Source organism: Plantactinospora sp. CA-294935, assembly GCF_050936445.1.
Lineage (GTDB): Bacteria > Actinomycetota > Actinomycetes > Mycobacteriales > Micromonosporaceae > Plantactinospora.
In genome coordinates this window covers 4,364,402-4,382,955 of the sequence record NZ_JBNJMU010000001.1, presented here as the reverse complement: position 1 = coordinate 4,382,955, position 18,554 = coordinate 4,364,402, and the positions used below count along the sequence as shown (strand labels likewise).

The 18,554-nt window shown below is 73.2% G+C and carries 19 protein-coding genes; 6 read left to right on the top strand and 13 right to left on the bottom strand.

Features of this window, described 5'->3' with window-relative positions:
• The first annotated feature begins 49 nt into the window (after positions 1-49).
• Positions 50-1,630, top strand: a complete 1,581-nt coding sequence (gene mptB / locus ACQEVC_RS19600; RefSeq protein WP_432879477.1) for a polyprenol phosphomannose-dependent alpha 1,6 mannosyltransferase MptB — start codon at positions 50-52, stop codon at positions 1,628-1,630.
• A 234-nt stretch (positions 1,631-1,864) separates the two neighbouring features.
• On the opposite strand, the gene ACQEVC_RS19595 is transcribed toward mptB, so the two are convergent.
• The 3 genes from ACQEVC_RS19595 to ACQEVC_RS19585 are packed head-to-tail and all read right to left on the bottom strand — an operon-like array spanning position 1,865 to position 2,970.
• Positions 1,865-2,260, bottom strand: coding sequence for a lycopene cyclase domain-containing protein (locus tag ACQEVC_RS19595; protein ID WP_432879475.1), 396 nt, complete (start codon positions 2,258-2,260; stop codon positions 1,865-1,867).
• Positions 2,257-2,589 carry a lycopene cyclase domain-containing protein gene (locus ACQEVC_RS19590; protein ID WP_432879473.1) on the bottom strand — a complete coding sequence of 111 codons (333 nt, stop codon included), beginning with the start codon at positions 2,587-2,589 and terminating at the stop codon, positions 2,257-2,259. Before ACQEVC_RS19590 ends, ACQEVC_RS19595 begins: the two co-directional genes overlap by 4 nt.
• 15 nt (positions 2,590-2,604) lie before the next feature.
• Positions 2,605-2,970, bottom strand: a complete 366-nt coding sequence (locus ACQEVC_RS19585) for an Rv2175c family DNA-binding protein (protein ID WP_432879471.1) — start codon at positions 2,968-2,970, stop codon at positions 2,605-2,607.
• A gap of 349 nt (positions 2,971-3,319) precedes the next feature.
• Here ACQEVC_RS19585 and pknB point away from each other — a divergent pair, with 349 nt between their 5' ends.
• From pknB to ACQEVC_RS19570, 3 genes are all read left to right on the top strand, one after another.
• On the top strand, positions 3,320-5,317 hold the full coding sequence (gene pknB / locus ACQEVC_RS19580) for a Stk1 family PASTA domain-containing Ser/Thr kinase (RefSeq protein ID WP_432879469.1): 1,998 nt from the start codon (positions 3,320-3,322) through the stop codon (positions 5,315-5,317).
• A 52-nt stretch (positions 5,318-5,369) separates the two neighbouring features.
• A complete protein-coding gene (locus ACQEVC_RS19575; protein ID WP_432879466.1) occupies positions 5,370-6,272 on the top strand; it encodes a deoxyribonuclease IV in 903 nt (300 codons plus the stop codon).
• A 193-nt stretch (positions 6,273-6,465) separates the two neighbouring features.
• Positions 6,466-7,215, top strand: a complete 750-nt coding sequence (locus tag ACQEVC_RS19570; RefSeq protein ID WP_432879463.1) for a M15 family metallopeptidase — start codon at positions 6,466-6,468, stop codon at positions 7,213-7,215.
• A gap of 215 nt (positions 7,216-7,430) precedes the next feature.
• Here ACQEVC_RS19570 and ACQEVC_RS19565 read toward each other — a convergent pair whose 3' ends face one another.
• The 4 genes from ACQEVC_RS19565 to ACQEVC_RS19550 all read right to left on the bottom strand — a co-directional run bounded on the left by ACQEVC_RS19565 (position 7,431) and on the right by ACQEVC_RS19550 (position 12,064).
• Positions 7,431-8,450 carry a threonine aldolase family protein gene (locus ACQEVC_RS19565; RefSeq protein ID WP_432891557.1) on the bottom strand — a complete coding sequence of 340 codons (1,020 nt, stop codon included), beginning with the start codon at positions 8,448-8,450 and terminating at the stop codon, positions 7,431-7,433.
• Between the two features lie 22 nt (positions 8,451-8,472).
• Entirely contained in the window at positions 8,473-9,879 is a 1,407-nt protein-coding gene (locus tag ACQEVC_RS19560) for a class II 3-deoxy-7-phosphoheptulonate synthase (protein WP_432879461.1), read from the bottom strand.
• Between the two features lie 216 nt (positions 9,880-10,095).
• Entirely contained in the window at positions 10,096-10,590 is a 495-nt protein-coding gene (locus tag ACQEVC_RS19555) for an Rv0361 family membrane protein (RefSeq protein ID WP_318394386.1), read from the bottom strand.
• 283 nt (positions 10,591-10,873) lie between these two features.
• Positions 10,874-12,064, bottom strand: a complete 1,191-nt coding sequence (locus ACQEVC_RS19550; protein ID WP_432879458.1) for an MFS transporter — start codon at positions 12,062-12,064, stop codon at positions 10,874-10,876.
• Positions 12,065-12,134: 70 nt separating this feature from the next.
• Between ACQEVC_RS19550 and ACQEVC_RS19545 the strand changes: the two genes are divergently transcribed.
• Positions 12,135-13,139 carry an ArsR/SmtB family transcription factor gene (locus tag ACQEVC_RS19545; RefSeq protein ID WP_432879455.1) on the top strand — a complete coding sequence of 335 codons (1,005 nt, stop codon included), beginning with the start codon at positions 12,135-12,137 and terminating at the stop codon, positions 13,137-13,139.
• A 34-nt stretch (positions 13,140-13,173) separates the two neighbouring features.
• Here ACQEVC_RS19545 and tuf read toward each other — a convergent pair whose 3' ends face one another.
• Both tuf and ACQEVC_RS19535 read right to left on the bottom strand, forming a co-directional pair.
• Complete coding sequence (gene tuf / locus ACQEVC_RS19540) at positions 13,174-14,361, bottom strand: elongation factor Tu (RefSeq protein ID WP_346257866.1); 1,188 nt, start codon at positions 14,359-14,361, stop codon at positions 13,174-13,176.
• A gap of 167 nt (positions 14,362-14,528) precedes the next feature.
• On the bottom strand, positions 14,529-14,723 hold the full coding sequence (locus ACQEVC_RS19535) for a hypothetical protein (RefSeq protein WP_432879452.1): 195 nt from the start codon (positions 14,721-14,723) through the stop codon (positions 14,529-14,531).
• A gap of 171 nt (positions 14,724-14,894) precedes the next feature.
• On the opposite strand from ACQEVC_RS19535, the gene ACQEVC_RS19530 reads away from it, so the two are divergent.
• Positions 14,895-16,208 carry an MFS transporter gene (locus tag ACQEVC_RS19530; protein ID WP_432879450.1) on the top strand — a complete coding sequence of 438 codons (1,314 nt, stop codon included), beginning with the start codon at positions 14,895-14,897 and terminating at the stop codon, positions 16,206-16,208.
• Between the two features lie 32 nt (positions 16,209-16,240).
• On the opposite strand, the gene ACQEVC_RS19525 is transcribed toward ACQEVC_RS19530, so the two are convergent.
• The 4 genes from ACQEVC_RS19525 to ACQEVC_RS19510 form a co-directional block, all read right to left on the bottom strand.
• Complete coding sequence (locus ACQEVC_RS19525) at positions 16,241-16,405, bottom strand: hypothetical protein (protein ID WP_432879447.1); 165 nt, start codon at positions 16,403-16,405, stop codon at positions 16,241-16,243.
• Positions 16,406-16,557: 152 nt separating this feature from the next.
• Entirely contained in the window at positions 16,558-16,881 is a 324-nt protein-coding gene (locus ACQEVC_RS19520) for a plasmid stabilization protein (RefSeq protein ID WP_432879444.1), read from the bottom strand.
• Between the two features lie 28 nt (positions 16,882-16,909).
• Positions 16,910-17,758, bottom strand: coding sequence for a glucose 1-dehydrogenase (locus ACQEVC_RS19515; protein WP_432879442.1), 849 nt, complete (start codon positions 17,756-17,758; stop codon positions 16,910-16,912).
• Between the two features lie 177 nt (positions 17,759-17,935).
• On the bottom strand, positions 17,936-18,481 hold the full coding sequence (locus ACQEVC_RS19510) for a hypothetical protein (RefSeq protein WP_432879440.1): 546 nt from the start codon (positions 18,479-18,481) through the stop codon (positions 17,936-17,938).
• Between the last annotated feature and the right edge of the window lie 73 nt (positions 18,482-18,554).

The window sequence follows — 18,554 nt, the reverse complement described above, 5'->3', positions numbered from 1 at the left end:
CGTGCGACCCGTCGCAGCGCCCGCCCCGGATCGGCCCAGCCGGCTCCGGATGGCAGGGCTCGCCGCCAGTGCGACGCTGGCGGCCAGCGCCTATGCGGCGGGAGCACTGCCGGCGGGTGCCGCCGAGGCGGCGCCGGTGCCGCACACCTGGGGATACTGGCTCGGCCTGGCCGGTTGGGTCACCGGGCTGGCGGCGCTGGCGGGCATCTGGTGGCGGCTCGGCGTACGGGTGCGGCGCGAGCCGGCGAGCGTACCGCTGGGCTGGCTGCTGGGTACCGGGCTGCTCTGGGCGGCTCCGCTGCTGGTCGCGCCCCCCGTCGGCAGCCGGGACGCGTACGCCTACGCCTGCCAGGGTGCACTCTGGCTCGACGGTGTCGACCCGTACTCGGTCGGCGTCCTGCCGGGCGGGTGTGTCTGGTCGGACGCCGTACCCGCGCTGTGGCGGGACACCCCGACCCCGTACGGGCCGCTGGCGGTGGCCCTGGCCGGCGGGGCGGTCGCGGTCGCCCGGGCGGTCACCACGTCCACCGACGGCCAACTGCTGGTCGCGATCGCACTGCTCCGCGCCGAGGCGCTGGCCGGCGTCGTACTCGTCGCCGGCTGCCTGCCCCGGCTGGCCCGGGCGGCTGGCGTCGATCCGGTCCACGCCACCTGGCTCGGTCTGGTCTCCCCGCTCGTCCTGGTCCACGCGCTCGGCGGGGCGCACAACGACGCCCTGGTGCTGGGGCTGGTCCTGGCCGCGTTGTCCCTGGCAGCCGGCGGGCCGTCGGCCTTCGGCGCCGGGCGGGCCGGCCTCGTCACCGGCGCACTACTCGGGCTGGCGGTCGCGATCAAGGTCACCGCGATCGTGGCGCTGCCGTTCGCCCTGCTCCTCGCCACCGTCCGGCCCGGTCCCGCCCCGGGCTCTGCCAGCGCCGCCGGCACCGCCTGCCTGACGCACGACGAGCGGGCCGGCGGGGCCGGAAGGCGACCGCCCGCCTGGCGGGCACGCTCGCCGGGCGTACTCCTCGATCGCCGGCTGCTGGCGCTGTCGGCCGCCGGAGGGCTGGCCGGTGCGGTCCTGGCGTTCGCCGGGGTGACTCTGGCCACCGGCCTCGACCTCGGCTGGATCTCCGCCCTCTCCGACACCGGCCGGCTGGTGCAGTGGACCTCGGTACCCACCGGGCTGGGCATGGCGGTCGGATACTTGCTGCGGCTCGCCGGACGCCCGGAGGCGGTCGACGGCGCGGTGGCGGCGGCCCGACTCCTCGGCGTCGTCGCGCTGGCCGGGACGCTCGCGATCCTGCTGGTCCGGGCCGGGCTGGCCGGCTCGGCACCCGACCCGACCCGCGCCCGCCGTCGACTGGTGACCATCACCGGCCTGGCCTTCACCGCCCTCGCCCTGCTCTCCCCGATCTTCTACCCCTGGTACGGGCTGATCGCCGTCACCGTGCTCGCGGCGGGCCTGTCCGTCCGGCGCCGGGTCCACCGGGTGGCCGTCGCGGTGGTCGTGCTCAGCTTCCTGGTGCTGCCCAGCGGGCTCGGGCTGGCCGTGCTCACCAAGCTGCCCGGTGCCCTCTTCGACGTGGCCCTGCTGCTGGTCCTGGCCGGGGTGGCGTACCGGAACCGGCGGTTCCGGCGACGGGGCTGACGGTCGACCCCGTCGACGGTCTCGGTCAAGCCGAGGCGGACGTGTTGACGCTCTCGCTCCAGGGGCGGCGGGACCGTTAGCGCTCCCGCTCCAGCGGTGCCGGGACCGTTAGCGCTCCCGCTCCAGCGGTGCCGGACCGTTAACGCTCTCGCTCCAGCGGTGCCGGGACCGTTAGCCCTCCCGCTCCAGCGGTGCCGGACCGTTAACGCTCTCGCTCCAGCGGTGCCGGGACCGTTAGCCCTCCCGCTCCAGCGGTGGCGGGGCCTGGCGGTCCGATCGTTTGCGGTCGACCAGCCGGAGCAGCGGGGAGCCCTCACCGGCGGCCGGGGTTCGCTGCACGCCGGCCCGGCCCAGCCGGACCCAGACGGCCAGGGTCAGCAGCACCAGGGCGAAGCCGAACAGCAGGTCCTCCACCGGCGCGTACGCCAGGCGCCAGCCGATGATCTCGTCCGGGGCGTACCGGACGATGCCCCGGCCGGTCAGGATGCCGTTGGAGATCAACTGGAAGAACACGATGATCGGGTACGTGGCCCAGAACACCGGCCGGAGCAGCAGCCGGGTACGCAGCACGAAGAGGTCGGCCAGTACAGCGCCGGCCACCCCCAGCAGGGTGGCCACCGTGTAGCTCACGGCGACTCGTCGCCGGCCGGCCAGCGCAGCACCGCGCGAACCGCCTCGAAGCCGAGGATGGCACAGCAGGGTACGACGACGAAGAAGAGCAGTTCGTCCAACGGCAGGCCGCCGGGGAGCAGTACCCCGGTGGTCTGCTCCGGGTCGAAGGTCCAGTGTCCGGCGGCTATCGCGGCCAGGTCCCAGAGCGCGAAGAGCACCACCACGGGTAGCAGGGTGAGCAGCAACCGCCGCCACCGCCGCAACACGTTGACCCGCAGGACCGGTTCCAGCCACAGCGCGGCGCCGACGCACCCGGCGAGCACCGCGAGGTAGGCGAATCGCTCCATCCGGCGAGATCCGCCTCAGAAGCCGGTGGCCTGGGCCCGGCGCTTGACCTCGCGGGCCCGGTCGTCACCGAGTGCCGCCGCCGGAATGCCCGGCAGGGTGTCGTCGGGCAGGTAGAGCCAGCGCAGCGCCGCCTCGTCGTCGTACCCGGCGTCGTGCAGCAGGGTGAGGATGCCCGGCAGGTGCTTGCGTACGGTCCGGTTCGCCACCAGCTCAACCGGAATCACCCGGGTTCCGTCCCGACGGACCGCCAGCAACTCCCGGTCCCGGATCATCTGGTGCACCTTGCTGATCGACACCTCGAGGTGTTCGGCGACGTCCGGGAGGCTCAGCCAGCCGGCCGGCTCGGTCGGCTGCGGGTCGACGGGTGAGGATTCGGTCACCCGCTCACCTTGCCACGCCGCCCCCGGGACCGGACGAACGGCTCCCCGCGAGGCTACCGGCCGACTCGGCTGGGCAGAACCGGACGACTCGGCCAGGATGAGCGAAACGACCCGGTCAGGATGAGCAGGACGACACGGCCAGGATGAGTGGGAGACTCGGCCAGGATGAGCGAAACGACTCGGCCAGGATGAGCAGGACGACTCGGCCAGGATGAGCGGGACGACACCGGCAAATCCGGCCGAAGCGATCTCCGCCAAGCGCGGAACGCGCGACACGAACTTTTCGCTTCGGCGTCGGCTGTGGCATCCTGTTCTGCCGCCGCCCCCTGGAGACATAGACTGCCTGCCGATGGACATACAGGTCGCCGACACGCTGCTGAACTCGCTGATCGACGGACGCTACCGCATCCGCGGTCGCGTGGCCCGTGGTGGGATGGCAACCGTCTACACCGCCATCGACGAGCGGCTGGACCGTACGGTCGCGATCAAGATCATTCATCCGAACCAGGCGCAGGCCGCGCAGGTGCAGATCGCCGGATTCCTGGAGCGGTTCACCGACGAGGCCAAGACCATCGCCCGGTTGACCCACCCGAACGTGGTGGCCGTCTACGACCAGGGCACCCATGGCGGCCTGCCGTACCTGGTCATGGAGTACGTCCGGGGCCGGACCCTGCGCGAGATCCTGGCCGAGCGCAAGCGGCTCAACCCGAGCGAGGCGCTCGCGATCCTGGAGCAGATGCTCGCCGCGATCGGTGCCGCGCACCGGGCCGGCCTGGTGCACCGGGACGTGAAACCCGAGAACGTGCTGGTCGCCGAGGCGCCAAGCGGTGGCCCGGCCAACCTCGTCGACAGTGTGGTGAAGGTCGCCGACTTCGGGCTCGCCCGGGCGGTCGAGGCGAGCTCCGACACCGAGGGCGGCAACCAGTTGATGGCGACGGTCGCCTACGTGGCACCGGAGCTGGTCACCGAGGGCCGCGCCGACCCGCGTACCGACGTCTACGCCGCCGGAATCGTGCTCTTCGAGATGCTCACCGGCCGGGTCCCGTACGACGGTGACCGGGCCGTGGACGTCGCCTGGCAGCACGTCGACCGGGACGTACCGCCGCCCTCCGGGCTGGTCCCCGGCCTGCCGCCGGTCCTCGACGAGCTGGTCCGCCGGGCGACCCGGCGTGACCCGGGTGCCCGGCCCACGGACGCGGGCGCGTTCCAGGCCGAGGTCCAGGTGGTCCGGGACGACCTCGGCACCGTCGCCAACGCCAACACGGCGGTACTGCGGCAGATCCCCGCCGTCGACCAGCCGACCATGGCGGTGCAGCAGCCCACCATGGTCGTCTCGTCGGTACGCCCCACCGACCGCCCCTCCTGGGCCCGCCTGCCCGAGCAGCCTCGGGAACGCACCACCCCGCACCGCCGCCGCGCGGCGGCCAGCCCCGGTTCCGATCTCCTCGACCGGGTCCGCGAGGTCGGCGGGCGGCTCTTCGCCGGTCGGGCCTCGGTCGTGGTGACCGTGGTCGCGCTCGCCCTGGTCGCCGGGATGGCCGGCTGGTGGTTCGCGTTCGGCCGCTACACCGAGGCGCCGAGCCTGGCCGGGCTGGCCGGGACGGAGGCGCAGGCCCAGGCCGAACGGTCGGGCTTCGTGGTCAAGTACGCGGACCCCCGCTACAGCGAGGACATCGCCAAGGACAAGGTGCTCGCCCAGGATCCCGAGTCGACGAGCCGGATCCGGCGGGGCGGCACGATCACCCTCACCCTGTCCCTCGGTCCGGAGCGCTTCCCGGTGCCGGACGTGGTCGGCAAGACGCTCGACCTGGCCCAGCTCGACCTGGAAAACGCGAACCTGGTCCTGGTCCGCGGCACCGACCGCTACAACGACAACCTGCCGGAGGGTGTGGTGATCGCCACCAGCCCGAAGGTCGGCACCGAGGTCAAGCCCGGTGACAAGATCACGGTCATCGTCAGCAAGGGCAAGGCGCCGATCAGCGTCCCGGTCCTGGTCGGCAAGGACATCAAAGAGGTACGCAACATCGTCAAGGACCTCGGCCTCGAGCTGACCGAGTCGTACAAGGACTCCGACAAGCCCAAGGACCAGGTGATCGCGCAGACGCCGCAGGACGGCGCCGGGGTGGAGAAGAACGCGCAGATCAAGGTCGACGTCAGCAACGGCCCGCCGGCCGTCAACATGCCCCGGGTGGTCGACCTGCCCTGCCAGCAGGCGAAGCAGCTCCTGGAGGGCCAGGGTCTGGCCGTCGCGGTGCAGTTCAACCCGAACGGGACGGTCCGGATCCAGAACCCGAACGAGAATACTCCGGTGCCGGCAGGGACCCAGGTTGTCATCACCTGCTTCTGATCACGCCGCCGGTACCGCCGGCCCGAGCAGCACTGCTCCGGGCAGCACCGGCATGTCCGGTTCACCGGGCGGCCGGTCCGGCAGCGGCGGCGACCTGCCGGCGCCGAGCCGACCCGTCGGCTCGCACACGCCCACCTCGGGCGGGCTGGCCAAGGCCGCTCTGCCGTACGCCGACGCGATCGGCTCGGAGGTGGTGCAGGTCTACGTCGGCAATTCGCGGGGCTGGGCGTTGCCGCCGGGCGATCCCGGGCAGGACGCGGCGTTCCGGGCCGGCTGCTCCGAACGCGGGCTGGTGGCGTACATCCACGCGTCGTTGCTGGTGAACCTCGGCTCACCCACCCCGGCGACCGTGGAGAAGTCGGTGGCGACCCTGGCGCACGCGCTGGACCGGGGCGCCGCGATCGGTGCCTCCGGGGTGGTCTTCCACGCCGGCAGCGCGGTCGACGCCGGGCACGCCGAGGCGGCGATGCGACAGGTACGCGAGGCGCTGCTCCCGCTGCTCGACTCGGCCGCGGCCAGCGGCGGGCCGAAGCTGCTGGTGGAGCCGAGTGCCGGTGGCGGTCGCTCGCTGGCCTCCCGGGTCGAGCACCTGGAGCCGTACCTCGCCGCCGTCGACTGGCACCCGTGGCTCGGCGCCTGCTTCGACACCTGCCACGCCTGGGCGGCCGGGCACGACCTGGCCCGGGAGGGCGGCATGCGCGAGACGCTGGACACGCTGGTCGGGGCGATCGGCGCGGAGCGGCTGTGGCTGGTGCACGCCAACGACTCGCGGGATCTCTGCGGCTCGACCCGGGACCGGCACGAGACCATCGGCAAGGGCAGCATCGGCGAGCCCGCCTTCGCCGAGCTGATGACCCATCCGGCCACCGCCGGAATCCCGGTGGTCGTCGAGACGCCGAGCGAGAACCAGGGACACGCCGACGACATCGCCACCCTCAAACGCTTCCGCCCCTGACCCCCTCCCCTCCCCCCACCCACCGCCCCCAAGGTCAACAGGCAACGGAAGACCCGTCGGGGTCAGGGCCCCGATGATGTTCCCCATTCCGAAACGTCCCTGGTGAGGCAGGCGGTGGCGGGCAGTCGCGGGGCGGGCAGGGGCGGGGCGGCAGGGTTTGGGTGGCGGGTCGGGGCGGCGTAGCGTGGCGGCGGTGGGACGGCGTGTGCGGGGTGTGCTGCTGGTCGGGCTGCTGACCGCGCTCGCGGCGGCCGGCTGCGGCGGCCCGCCGACCGATCCGACCGGCGGCGCGGGCGCGTCGACCACCGGGTCCGGACCGTCGGCCACCTCGACCGGGCCGACGACGAGCCGGTTCGGCGACCCGCCGAGCACGGCCCCCGCGTTCGTGCACGGCGTCTCCACGGTCACCGCCGCCGACCTCGGCGAGAGCTGGCGACCCGGCTGCCCGGTCGGCCCGGACCAGCTCCGGCGGATCCGGCTCGGCTACTGGGACTTCGACGGCCGTCCCCAGGTCGGCACGATCGTCGTACACCGGTCGGTCACCGCCCAGGTGGTCGAGATCTTCGCCACCCTCTACCGGGAACGCTTCCCGATCCGTCGGCTACAGCCGGTCGACGCGTACGGCGGTAGCGACGATCGGTCGATGGCCGACGACAACACCTCCGGCTTCAACTGCCGCAGAGCGGTCTCCACCGGCGCGGCGAAGTGGTCCGTGCACGCGTACGGGCAGGCGATCGACGTCAACCCGGTGGAGAACCCGTACCTGATCGACGGCCGCGTGCTGCCACCCGCCGGGGCGGTGTACCGGGACCGCTCCGGTTACCGACCGGGGATGGCGATCCCGGCTGGCGTACTGGTCGAGGCGTTCGCCGCGGCCGGCTGGCAGTGGGGCGGCGGTTGGCGCTCCCCCGACTACCAGCACTTCACCCGCACCGGCGGCTGACCCGCCGACCCCGCGCCCGATCCGGCCCCCGCGACACCGGCCACCGGCCACCGGCCCCGGCCGACAAGACCGGAAGAGCGACCCGGCCCCCGGCCGACAAGACCGGAAGAGCGACCCGGCCCCCGGCCGACAAGACCGGAACAGCGACCCGGCCCCCGGCCGACAAGACCGGAACAGCGACCCGGCCCCCGGCGACACCGGCAGAGCAGCTCCGGTCAGCGGCGGAAGATCTCGGTGAGCACCTCGACCGCCCGGTCCACTCCGGCGTCGTCCAGGTCATGGTGGGTCACCAGCCGGGCGATGCGCGGACCGAGCACCGAGACGAGTACGCCCCGGTCCCGGGCCGCCGCACCCAGCTCGGGAGCGTCGAACCCGCACTTGCTCAGGTCCAGCGGAACGATGTTGGTGCGTACCGGACCGGCCAGTACCCCGAACGGGGCGAGCGCGTCGGCAAGCCGGGCCGCCCGGACGTGGTCGGAGGCGAGCCGCTCGACGTGGTGCCGCAGCGCGTACCGGCCGGCGGCGGCGAGGATCCCCGCCTGGCGCATCCCGCCACCCATCCGCTTGCGGATCACCCGGGCCCGGGCGATCCGTTCCGCGCTGCCGACCACCAGCGAACCGGCCGGCGCGCCGAGCCCCTTGGAGAGGCAGACCGACAGGGTGTCGAACAGCTCGCCGTAGCCGGCCAGCGGCACCCCGTCGGCGACGTGCGCGTGCCAGATCCGGGCGCCGTCGCAGTGCAGCCCGATCCCGGCGTCGTCGGCGACCCGGCGCAGCTCACCGAGGGCGGCCAGCGGGATCACTCCGCCACCGCCCCGGTTGTGGGTCTGCTCGACGGCGATCGCCCGGGTCGGCACCGCGTGGTAGCCGTCCGGCCGGATCATCGCCGCGACCACCTCCGGGTCGACATCGGCGCCGACCGGCGACCAGGTCCGGGTGGAGACGCCACCGATCGCGGCCGCGGCGCCGATCTCGTACGTCACCACGTGCGCGTCGGCGTCGCAGAGCAGTTCCTCACCCGGGGGAACCAGCACCTGGATGGCGATCTGGTTGGCCATCGACCCGGTCGGGGCGAAGAGGGCCGCCTCGTGCCCGAAGAGCGCGGCGACCTCGGCTTCGAGGGCGTTGACGGTCGGGTCCTCGCCGTACACGTCGTCGCCGACCTCGGCCGCGGCCATCTCGGCGCGCATTCCCGGGGTGGGTCGGGTGACGGTGTCCGACCGGAGGTCGACCAGGGCCGGGGTGGAGGTGGGATGGTCAGCCACGAAGCATCTCCGCTACCAGGAAGGCGAGCTCCAGCGACTGCTGGGTGTTGAGCCGGGGGTCGCAGGCGGTCTCGTAGCGGTCCGGCAGGTGGATGTCCTCGATCGCCTGCGCGCCGCCGAGGCACTCGGTGACGTCCTCGCCGGTCAGCTCGACGTGCAGGCCGCCCGGGTGGGTCTCCAGCGACCGGTGCACCTCGAAGTAGCCGAGCACCTCGTCGACGATCCGGTCGAAGTGCCGGGTCTTGTAGCCGTTGGACGACTCGTGGGTGTTGCCGTGCATCGGATCGCACTGCCAGACGACCTTCGCACCGGCGGCGGTGACCTTGGCCACGATCGGCGGCAGGACCTCGCGGACCCGGCCGTTGCCCATCCGGCTGATCAGGGTGAGCCGGCCCGGGATGTTCTCCGGGTTCAGCTTCTCGCACAGCTCGATCGCCTGGTCGGGGCTGGTGGTCGGGCCGAGCTTGACGCCGATCGGGTTGGCGATCCGGGAGATAAAGTCCAGGTGGGCCCCGTCGAGCTGCCGGGTGCGCTCGCCGACCCAGAGGAAGTGCCCGGAGAGGCCGTACGCCCGGCCGTCGGAGACCCGGGTCAACGCCCGGTCGTACTCCAGGGCCAGCGCCTCGTGCGAACAGTAGAGGGTGACCGTGCGCAGCGCCTCGTCCTCGGTCATCCCGCAGGCCCGGATGAAGGCGAGCGCCCGGTCGATCTCCCGGGCGATCGCCTCGTAGCGCTCGCCGGCCGGGGAGTTCTTGACGAAGCCCTTGTTCCAGTCGTGCACGGCGTGCAGGTCGGCCAGCCCACCGGCGAGGTACGCCCGGAGCATGTTCATCGCGGCGGCCGAGTTCGCGTACGCCCGGATCATGCGCTGCGGGTCGGCGACCCGCGCCTCCGGCACCGCCTCCAGCGAGTTGATCATGTCGCCCCGGTACGCCGGCAGCCCCAGCGCGTCGGTCGGCTGGGAGCGCGGCTTGGTGTACTGCCCGGCCACCCGGGCCACCTTCACCACCGGCAGCGACGCCCCGTAGGTCAGCACCACCGCCATCTGGAGCAGGGTCCGGGCGTTGGCCAGCAGGTGGCTCTCGGTGTTGTCGGTGAAGGTCTCGGCGCAGTCGCCGCCCTGGAGCAGGAACGCCCGGCCCTCGCAGACCAGCGCCAACCGCTGCCGGAGCTGGTCGACCTCGTAGGGCGCGACGATCGAGGGCACGTTCTGGAGGATCTTGCAGACCCCGTCCACCACCGCCTGGTCCGGCCACGGCGGTGTCTGGGCCCGGGGCAGTTCCCGCCACCGGTCCAGGCCGAGCGCCTCGTCCTCGGCGGAGTCCTCGGTCGGCCGACTGGTCTGCAACGCGGTGTTGCCCACCGCGGGGTAGGTCAACTGGTGCCACTCATGGCGCATGTCAGAAAGCGTACGGCGGGACCCGCACAGTACCGGGAGCGAGGTACGCCCGTCCGCTTCGTGGGAGCCGGCGTGAGGCGGCCGGCACCCCGGGGGCGATCAGGTCGGCTCGGCCGGGCCCGGGACGCCCGGAGACGATCAGGTCGGCTCGGCCGCGTCCGGGACGCCCGGAGACGATCAGGTCGGCTCGGCCGCGTCCGGGACGCCCGGGGACGATCAGGTCGGCTCGGTCGGGGAGCCGGACGGGGCCGGGGTGTGGCCGCCGATCGTCTCCTTGGCGATGCACCACTGCCCGTCGGCCCGGGCGACCGTGAAGAGGACCTTGGTCGGGGTGGCCTTGCTGCCGACCTTCACCGTGATCGACGTGCTGACGTCCTGGTCGGCACCGTTGGCCCGAACGTCGGTGATCTTCGCCGCCGAGACCGAGAAGTGCTTGGCGAAGTCGCCGTTCGGGCCGGTGGCCGCCTGGTCGAAGGACTCCCGCAGTGGTTCGCAGAGCTGTTCGCGGCCGTCCGCGACGCTCTTCGCCCTCATCGCGTCCAGATATGCCTGCACCCGCTCCCGCGCCCGTGCCGGGCCCTCGTCGGGAGTGGGGGTGGGCTCGGCGCCCTGCCCGACGAGCCCGTCGAGCGGACCGCAGCCGGCCAGGCCGAGCGGCACCATCACCAGCACCGCAACCACGCCGACCACCCGCCGCCGTACGCCGACCATCGCGCTCCTTCCACCGAGGGGCTTCCCACCCTAGTCGAGCCACCCCCGACCGGCCCGCCCCGACGCCCCGCCGAACCGGCCCGCCCCGACGCCCCGCCGGCACGGCCCGCCGAACCGGCCCGCCCCGACGCCCCGCCGGCACGGCCCGCCGGCACGGCCCGCCGGCACGGGCAACCGGCACGGCCCGCCGGCACGGGCAACCGGCACGGGCAACCGGCACGGGCAACCGGCACGGCCCGCCGGCACGGCCCGCCGGCACGGGCAACCGGCACGGGCAACCGGGTCAGACCGGCGCCGGTTCCGGGGTACGAGCGTCGGCCGGGGCGCGCAGCCCGGGGCGGAGCAGGAGGGTGACCAGGAGGGAGAGCGTCGCCATCACGGTCATGGCGGCACCGGTCGGCAGGTACTGGGCGACGGTGCCGGCCAGCGTCGCCGCCACCGCCTGCATGGTCAGCATTCCCGAGGAGTGCAGCCCGAGCGCCTGGCCGCGCATCTGTGCCGGGGTCAGGTCCACGAGGCGCTGCTGGAGCAGCACCCCGCCGCCGAATCCGGCCGAGGCGGCGGCGACGGCGAGCGCGGCCACCGGCAGCGGGATCGGCAGGGCGAAGAGCAGGTACGGCACCCCGAGCGACAGTTGCAGCGGCGTGACGAGGCGCTGCCGCCACCGGGCCGGGACGAACCGGCCGACGACCGTGTCCCCGGCGAGCATCCCGAGGGCACCGGCGGCGAAGAGTACCGCGGCGGATTCCGGGGCGTACGGGATGAACAGCGCCTCGCAGCCGACGACGAGCCCGTTCGGCAGCCACAGCGCGAGGTAGACGTACCGGCGGGCGGGTGTCGCCCAGAGCCGGGCGTTGACCTGCCAGGTCCGGCGGACCGACGGCCGGCCGACCGCCCTCGGCGGACGGCGGGTGAGACCGAACCGGGCGACCAGCGCGGCGCTGAAATACAGGCCGGCGCCGATCAGCAGCACCTGCCGTGGGGTGGCCACGGTGAGCAGGGCGCCGCCGAGCGCGAAGCCGCTGACCTGCATGGCCCCGACCGACATGTTCATCACCGACCGGCCGAGCAGGTAGCCGCCGTCGGGCAGGATCTCGCCGAGCAGCCCCCAGCGGACCCCGCCGCCCATCGAGCCGGCCAGACCCATGAACCCGATCACCACGAACATGGCCCAGATCGGCATGCCCGGCAGGGCCATCACCAGCGTGCTGGCGCCGAGGAACAGCTTGATGCCCACCAGCGCGGCGCGCGGCGGCACCCGGTCGGCCACCGAGAGCAGGGTGGTGGCGCCGACCACCTGGGCGAAGGAGGGGCCGAAGAGGCTGAGCGCGGCGAGCAGCGGTGACCCGGTGGCGGAGTACACCAGGGTGCCGAGGGCGAGCCCGTTGACGGTGGTCGCCGCCATCTGGGCGGAGATCGCCAGGAAGAGGGGACGGAATTCGGGGACCCGGAACAACTGCCGATAGGTACGCACGGCCAGCAGTCTGGGTGGGCCGCTCGGCGAGCAGATACCTTTTCACCTGGAGACGAAACCGGAGGTGGTCGTGGGGCTCTGGCTGCTCGACGCGGACGTGCTGGCCCGCAGCCGGTTCGCCGTCTCCCCGCTGGTCGAGACCGTCGCGGCGCTCAAGGCGCTGGACGGGCACCCGACGCTCCCCGGTCAGCGGGCCTGGCTCGACGCGCACTCCCCCGCGTACCGGTCCCGGCTGGCCGGCGACCCGTTCAGCGCGGCGTTCGTCCGGGCCGCCTTCCCGCCGCGCTGGCTGCCCGACTTCCTCGCCACACCGGCCGACTTCCTCGGCGCCTCGGCCGGGGACGCCGAGGCGACGTTCGCCGGTGAACTGCGGCGGATCCGCGAGACACCGGCCGGGGTGGCCCGGGCCGACCTGCTGGCCGGGCTGGGCGGGCCGCTTCCCGCCGAGCTGCGCGGCGCCGACCTGCCGGAACGGGCTGCCGAGCTGCTGGAGTGGGTCTGGACCCGCACCCTGCGCCCGGACTGGCCGCGCCGCCAGCGGCTCTTCGAGGCCGACATCGTGTCCCGGACCCACCTGCTCAGTTCGGGCGGCTGGGCGGCCACCCTGGACGGGATGCGCCCGGGGATGCGCTGGTTGGGGCACGGCCGGCTCCAGATCAACACGTACGACCTTCCGCCGCTGGACCTCGGCGACACCGGGCTGCTCTTCGTCCCGAGTACGTCGTCCCGGGGCTGGGTCGGCTCCGACCGTCCGGACCGGCACACCGTGGTCTACCCGTGCCGGGGGATCCTGGCCGATCCGGCCCGGAGTGCCCCGCCGGCCGCACTGAGCCGGCTACTCGGTCCGGTCCGGGCGGAGATCCTGGCCCGGCTGGAGTCGCCGACCAGCACCACCGGGCTGGTCGCCGCGACCGGCCACGGGCTCGGCTCCGTCGGCGGGCACCTGCGGGTACTCCTCGACGCCCAGCTCGTGCGGCGGCGCCGCTCGGGCCGGTACGTGCTCTACTTCCGCACCGCCGACGGTGACCGGCTGGTCCGGCTCAGCCGGCGGTCCGACGAGCGGACCGCCGGCTGAGTTGCCGGTCGACCGGCGCGCTGGGCGCCGGTCCTCAGTCGAGCAGGGCGGTCACCGTGCCGGCGGCGACCGTCCGGCCGCCCTCCCGGACGGCGAAGCCGAGCCCGACGTCCATCGCGATCGGCTTGCCCAGCTCCACCGTGATCGCCACGGTGTCACCGGGAGCCACCTGGGGCAGTTCGCCCAGGTCCACCGCGCCGACCACGTCCGTGGTCCGGAAGTAGAACTGCGGCCGGTAGTTGGCGTGGAACGGCGTACGCCGACCGCCCTCGGCGGTGGTCAGCGCGTAGAGCTGTGCGGTGAACCGGCGGTGCGGCGTGACGCTGCCCGGCAGGGCCACCACCTGTCCCCGCTGCACCTGGTCGCGCTTGACCCCGCGCAGCAGTACGGCCGCGTTGTCCCCGGCCTGTGCCGACTCCAGCGAGCGGCCGAAGGTCTCCAGCCCGATCGCCACGGTCGACAGGGTCGGGGCGAGCCCGACCACCTCGACCGGGTCACCGGCGCGCAGCGAGCCCCGCTCGACGGCTCCGGTCACCACGGTCCCCCGGCCGGAGATGGTGAGCACGTTCTCGATCGGCATCAGGAACGGCCGGTCGAGTTCGCGCGGCGGCACCGGGACGTACCGGTCGACCGCGTCGAGCAGGTCCGCGATGGACCTGACCCAGGCCGGGTCGCCCTCCAGCGCCCGCAGTGCGGAGACCCGCACCACCGGCACCTCGTCACCGGGGAAGCCGTACTCGCTGACCAGTTCCCGCACCTCCAGCTCGACCAGGTCGAGCAGTTCGGGGTCGGTCACCGCGTCCGCCTTGTTCAGCGCCACCACCAGGTACGGCACCCCCACCCGCTGGGCGAGCAGGACGTGCTCCCGGGTCTGCGGCATCGCGCCGTCGAGCGCCGAGACGACCAGGATCGCCCCGTCCACCTGCGCCGCCCCCGTGATCATGTTCTTCACGTAGTCGGCGTGGCCCGGCATGTCGACGTGCGCGTAGTGCCGGGTGGCGGTCTCGTACTCGACGTGCGCGATGGTGATGGTGATGCCCCGGGCGACCTCCTCCGGCGCCCGGTCGATGCCGTCGAAGGCGACGAACCGGTTGACCGCCGGGTCCCGGTCGGCGAGCACCTTGGTGATCGCGGCGGTCAGCGTGGTCTTGCCGTGGTCGACGTGCCCCATCGTGCCGATGTTGAGGTGCGGCTTGGTGCGTACGAACTGGCTCTTGGCCATGAGACTGTCCCCAATAGAGAGACGGGTTGGCGGGCGACGAGCGCGGGCGGGTGCCAGACCGCGAGAGGGAAACCGCGCCAGAACCGCGCATCCGATGCGCCCAGAAAGGGCGGCACCGGGAATCCGGGCCACCCTCCTCCGTGGGTTCTGCTGGTGCGGGAGGAGGGTCAGCCTCGCGCGCCGCTATCCAGCCGGTTCGGCTGGATCGACAGCGCAGCCAGCCGGTTCGGCTGGATCGACAGCGCAGCCAGCCGGTTCGGCTGGTCGGGCGAGACCTGCGACCGGGTCGACGCCACACACACGGCGGCGGGGCCCAGCAGGAAGAACCCTGCGGGCCACACGAAGCCGGCCGTGCCGAACATGGCGATCACGCTAGATCGGAACGCCCCCGACCGCGACCGAATTCCCGGCCACCATCGCGGCGCACTCCGGCGTGGGCGCGCAGGTGACAAGCGACACCCTGGCGACCTGCGGCCGGCTTCTCTACGGTCGACTGCGGCGTACTACTGGAAACAATCCTTACCGGAGGACGGGTGCGGGCGCTAGGGGCGTGGCTGCGCGACACGGCCGGCGGACTTCCGGCGGTTTTCTGGTTCCTCTGGTCAGGACTGCTGATCAACCGGGTCGGCGCGTTCGCGATGCTGTTCCTGCCGCTCTACCTCACCGACGCGCGCGGGGCCAGCGACGCACTCGCCGGACTGGTGGTCGGGGCGTACGGGCTCGGTGGGGTGGCCGGAGTCCTGCTCGGCGGGGTACTCGCCGACCGCTGGGGACGGCGCCGCACCCTGGTCTGGTCGCACCTGGCGGCGTCGGCGCTGATGGCGAGCATGGCCGTGGTGACCAGCCTGTCGGCGATCGCACTGCTCGCCGCCCTTGTCGGGATCGCCCACTCGATGCCGGGCCCGGCCTTCGTCGCCGCGATCGTCGACGTGGTGCCGGCGCCCCGCCGCTCCCGCGCGTTCAACCTCCAGTTCTGGGCGTTCAACCTCGGCATGGCGGGCGCGTCGGCGCTGGCCGGGCTGCTCGCCGAGGCAAGCTATCTGGCACTGTTCCTGGTCGACGCGGCGGCCACCCTCACCACCACGGTCATCATCGCCTGGAAGGTGCCGGAGACCCTGGTCCGGACCGTACCGGAGACCGGGGGCGGGACCGCGCCGGAGACCCTGGTCCGGACGGCTCCGGGAGCCTCACCAGGCGACCTGGGAGCGGCACCGCCCCGCCGGGTCGGGCTGCGTACCCCGCTGACCGACCGGATCTTCCTGGCCTTCGTCGCGCTGACCTTCGCGCACGCCGTGATCACCGCGCAGAACTCGACGGTGATGCCGCTGGCGATGCGCGCCGACGGCCTCAGCTCCTCGGCGTACGGGCTGGTGGTGGCGCTCGGCGGGCTGTTCATCGTGATCGGTCAGCTCTTCGTGCCCCGGCTGATCGACGGTCGCCGCAAGCACCGGGTGCTGGCCACCGCGCTGGGCCTGGCCGCCGTCGGGTACGCCGGCCTGGCGATCGCCGACGGGCTGCCCGGGTACCTGCTGGCGGCGTTGGTCTGGACCGTCGGCGCGATGCTCGCCGCACCGCCGAATGCGGAGATCAACGCCGAGTTGGCCCCACCCCGGCTGCGTGGCCGCTACCAGGCGGTCTTCTTCCTCACCTTCCCGGCCGCGGCCTTCGTCGCCCCGGCGGTCGGCGGGGCGAGCCTTCAGTATCTCGGCGACGGTCACTGGCTGGCGGTCGCCGCGCTCGGCCTGCTCGCGGTCGCCGGCCATCTCCTCGCCGGCCCGCCCCGGGAACGCCGGGTGGCCCGCGTCGCCGCTTCACCCGCCGTGGTCAGCGACCCAGTTCGGCGCTGATCTCGGCGGCGGTGGCCAGGTCGGTGGCGAGGTCAGCGACCCAGTTCGGCGCTGATCTCGGCGGCGGTGGCCAGGTCGGTGGCGAGCGCCGTGCGCTCGGTGGCGGGGAGTTCCACCGCGTCGACCTCGGCGAGCAGCAGGGCCGCCGCCTCGGGATCGCCGGTGCGCCAGCACAGCTCGGCCAGGTAGACCAGCACGGGAATCCGCTGCGCGGGTGCCGCGTCCGCGTGCCGGGCGAGGCCGTTCTCCAGTACCCGGTCGCGGTCGACTCGTCCCGGCGCTGACCCGCAACGGTACGGCTGCTCAGCGCGATACCGAGCGCGTCGGGCAGCCGTACCTCCTCCGGTGCTCAGCGCGCGAGCGCCTTCTCCAACTGGGCCTTGGACATGCTCGACCGGCCCTTGATGTTGCGCTTCTTCGCCTCGTTGTAGAGCTGTTCCTTGGTACGCCCCTGCGCGCCGGTGTGCGACCGCTTGCCGCCCCGGTGCCCGGAGGAGACGTCCTTGACCGAGGAGCGGCTGGCGGTCTTCGACTCGCCGGCCCGGGCGCGTTCCTTGTTGACCGTCCGGGCGGCGATCTCCTCGGCGCGGCCGGTCGACTCGCCGCGCTTGCGCGCGCTCTCCTTGATGTGCTTGTACTGGCGTTCCCGCTTCGGACTCGACCCTGCGGGCATGACGGGACTCCTTTCGGGGGGACGACGGTCAGAGGATGGGCTTGCCACCGGTGACCGGGATGATCGCGCCGGAGATGTAGCTGGCCTCGTCCGAGGCGAGCAGCACGTACGCCGGGGCGACCTCCTTCGGCTGGCCGGGGCGGCCCAGTGGGGTGTTCTTGCCGAACTTCTCGACCTGCTCGGGCGGCATGGTGGACGGGATCAACGGGGTCCAGATCGGGCCGGGGGCGACACCGTTCACCCGGATTCCCCGCTCCCCGAGCATCTGGGCGAGCCCAGCGGTGAAGTTCGCGATCGCGCCCTTGGTGGTCGCGTACGGCAGCAGCGTCGGGCGCGGCGTGTCGTAGTTGATCGAGCTGGTGTTGATGATCGACGCCTTCTCACCGAGGTGCGGCAGCGCCGCCTGGACCAGCCGGAACATCGCCGTGATGTTGACGTCGAAGGTGTGCTGCCACTCCTCGTCGGTGACCTCTTCGAGGCTCTCGTGCGTCATCTGGTAGGCGGCGTTGTTCACCAGTACGTCGATCCGGCCGAACTCCTCGACCGCCCGGTCCACCACCGCGCGGCACACTGCCGGCTCGCCGACGTCCCCGGCGACGAGTACCGCCTGCCGGCCCTCGTCCTCGACCAGCTTCGCGGTCTCCCGCGCGTCCTCGTGCTCGCTCAGGTACGAGATCAGCACGTCGGCGCCCTCCCGGGCGTACGCGAGGGCGACCGCCCGGCCGATGCCGCTGTCCGCGCCGGTGATCACCGTCTTCTTGCCCGCCAGTCGGCCGGAGCCCCGGTAGGAGTCCTCGCCGTGGTCGGGCTTGGAATGCATCTCCTGGAGGGTGCCGGGTGGCTGCTGCTGCGGTTCGGACTGCTGGTCCTCGGGCATCGGGTCGCTCCTCGGGTTCGTCGCTCCTCAGGTTCAGGGACGCGGGCCGGGAGGGACGGAGCCTTTCCCGGCCGTCGGTGGCAAATGTCCCCATACCCGGCAGGTGGTAAACCCGTGGACCTGGCCTGGCCAGACCGGTCGGCCTCCGCCGCCCGTCACGTCGGCCTCTGGCGTCGGTCAGGTGGTGGCGTGCCGCCGCGCGAACGCCTCGATCGCGTCCAGGTCGGCGGGGCGGAGTCCCCGCCCGGGGTCAGGCGCGATCAGCAGGGCGACACCCCGGGCGACCGCCCGGTCCAGGGTCCTGTCGCCGGCCGGGATCGCCTCGTCGTCGGTCCAGACGAGGGTACGGCCGGCCGCCAGCACCGCGTGTGCGGCGGCCAGCTTGACCGGCCAGCCCAGCTCACCGGTCGGCACCGGATCGCAGACGAGGGCCCGGTCCAGCACCGGCAGCCGCCACAGCCGCTCCAGCACGTCCGCCTCCGGGCACCAGGTGCTGCACCAGCGCACCTCCACCGCCCCGGACTCGTGCAGGGTACGGATCCGGTCGACGAGCGCACCGGCCCAGCGCAGCGGGTACTCGCACCGGTCGGCCTGGGACCAGACGTCGGCTCGGCGGGCCGCCCGGCCCCACCCCGGACGGCGGGCGTTGATCACACCGTCGACGTCCAGCAGCCAGACCGGCGGCAGATCCGGTACGACCAGCAGGTCCAGCTCGCTGTCCATGTTGCCTCCGATGATCGGTCCTCATTGTGGACGCCGCCCGCCAACCCGGCCCCAGCCCCGCGAAATCGACCGG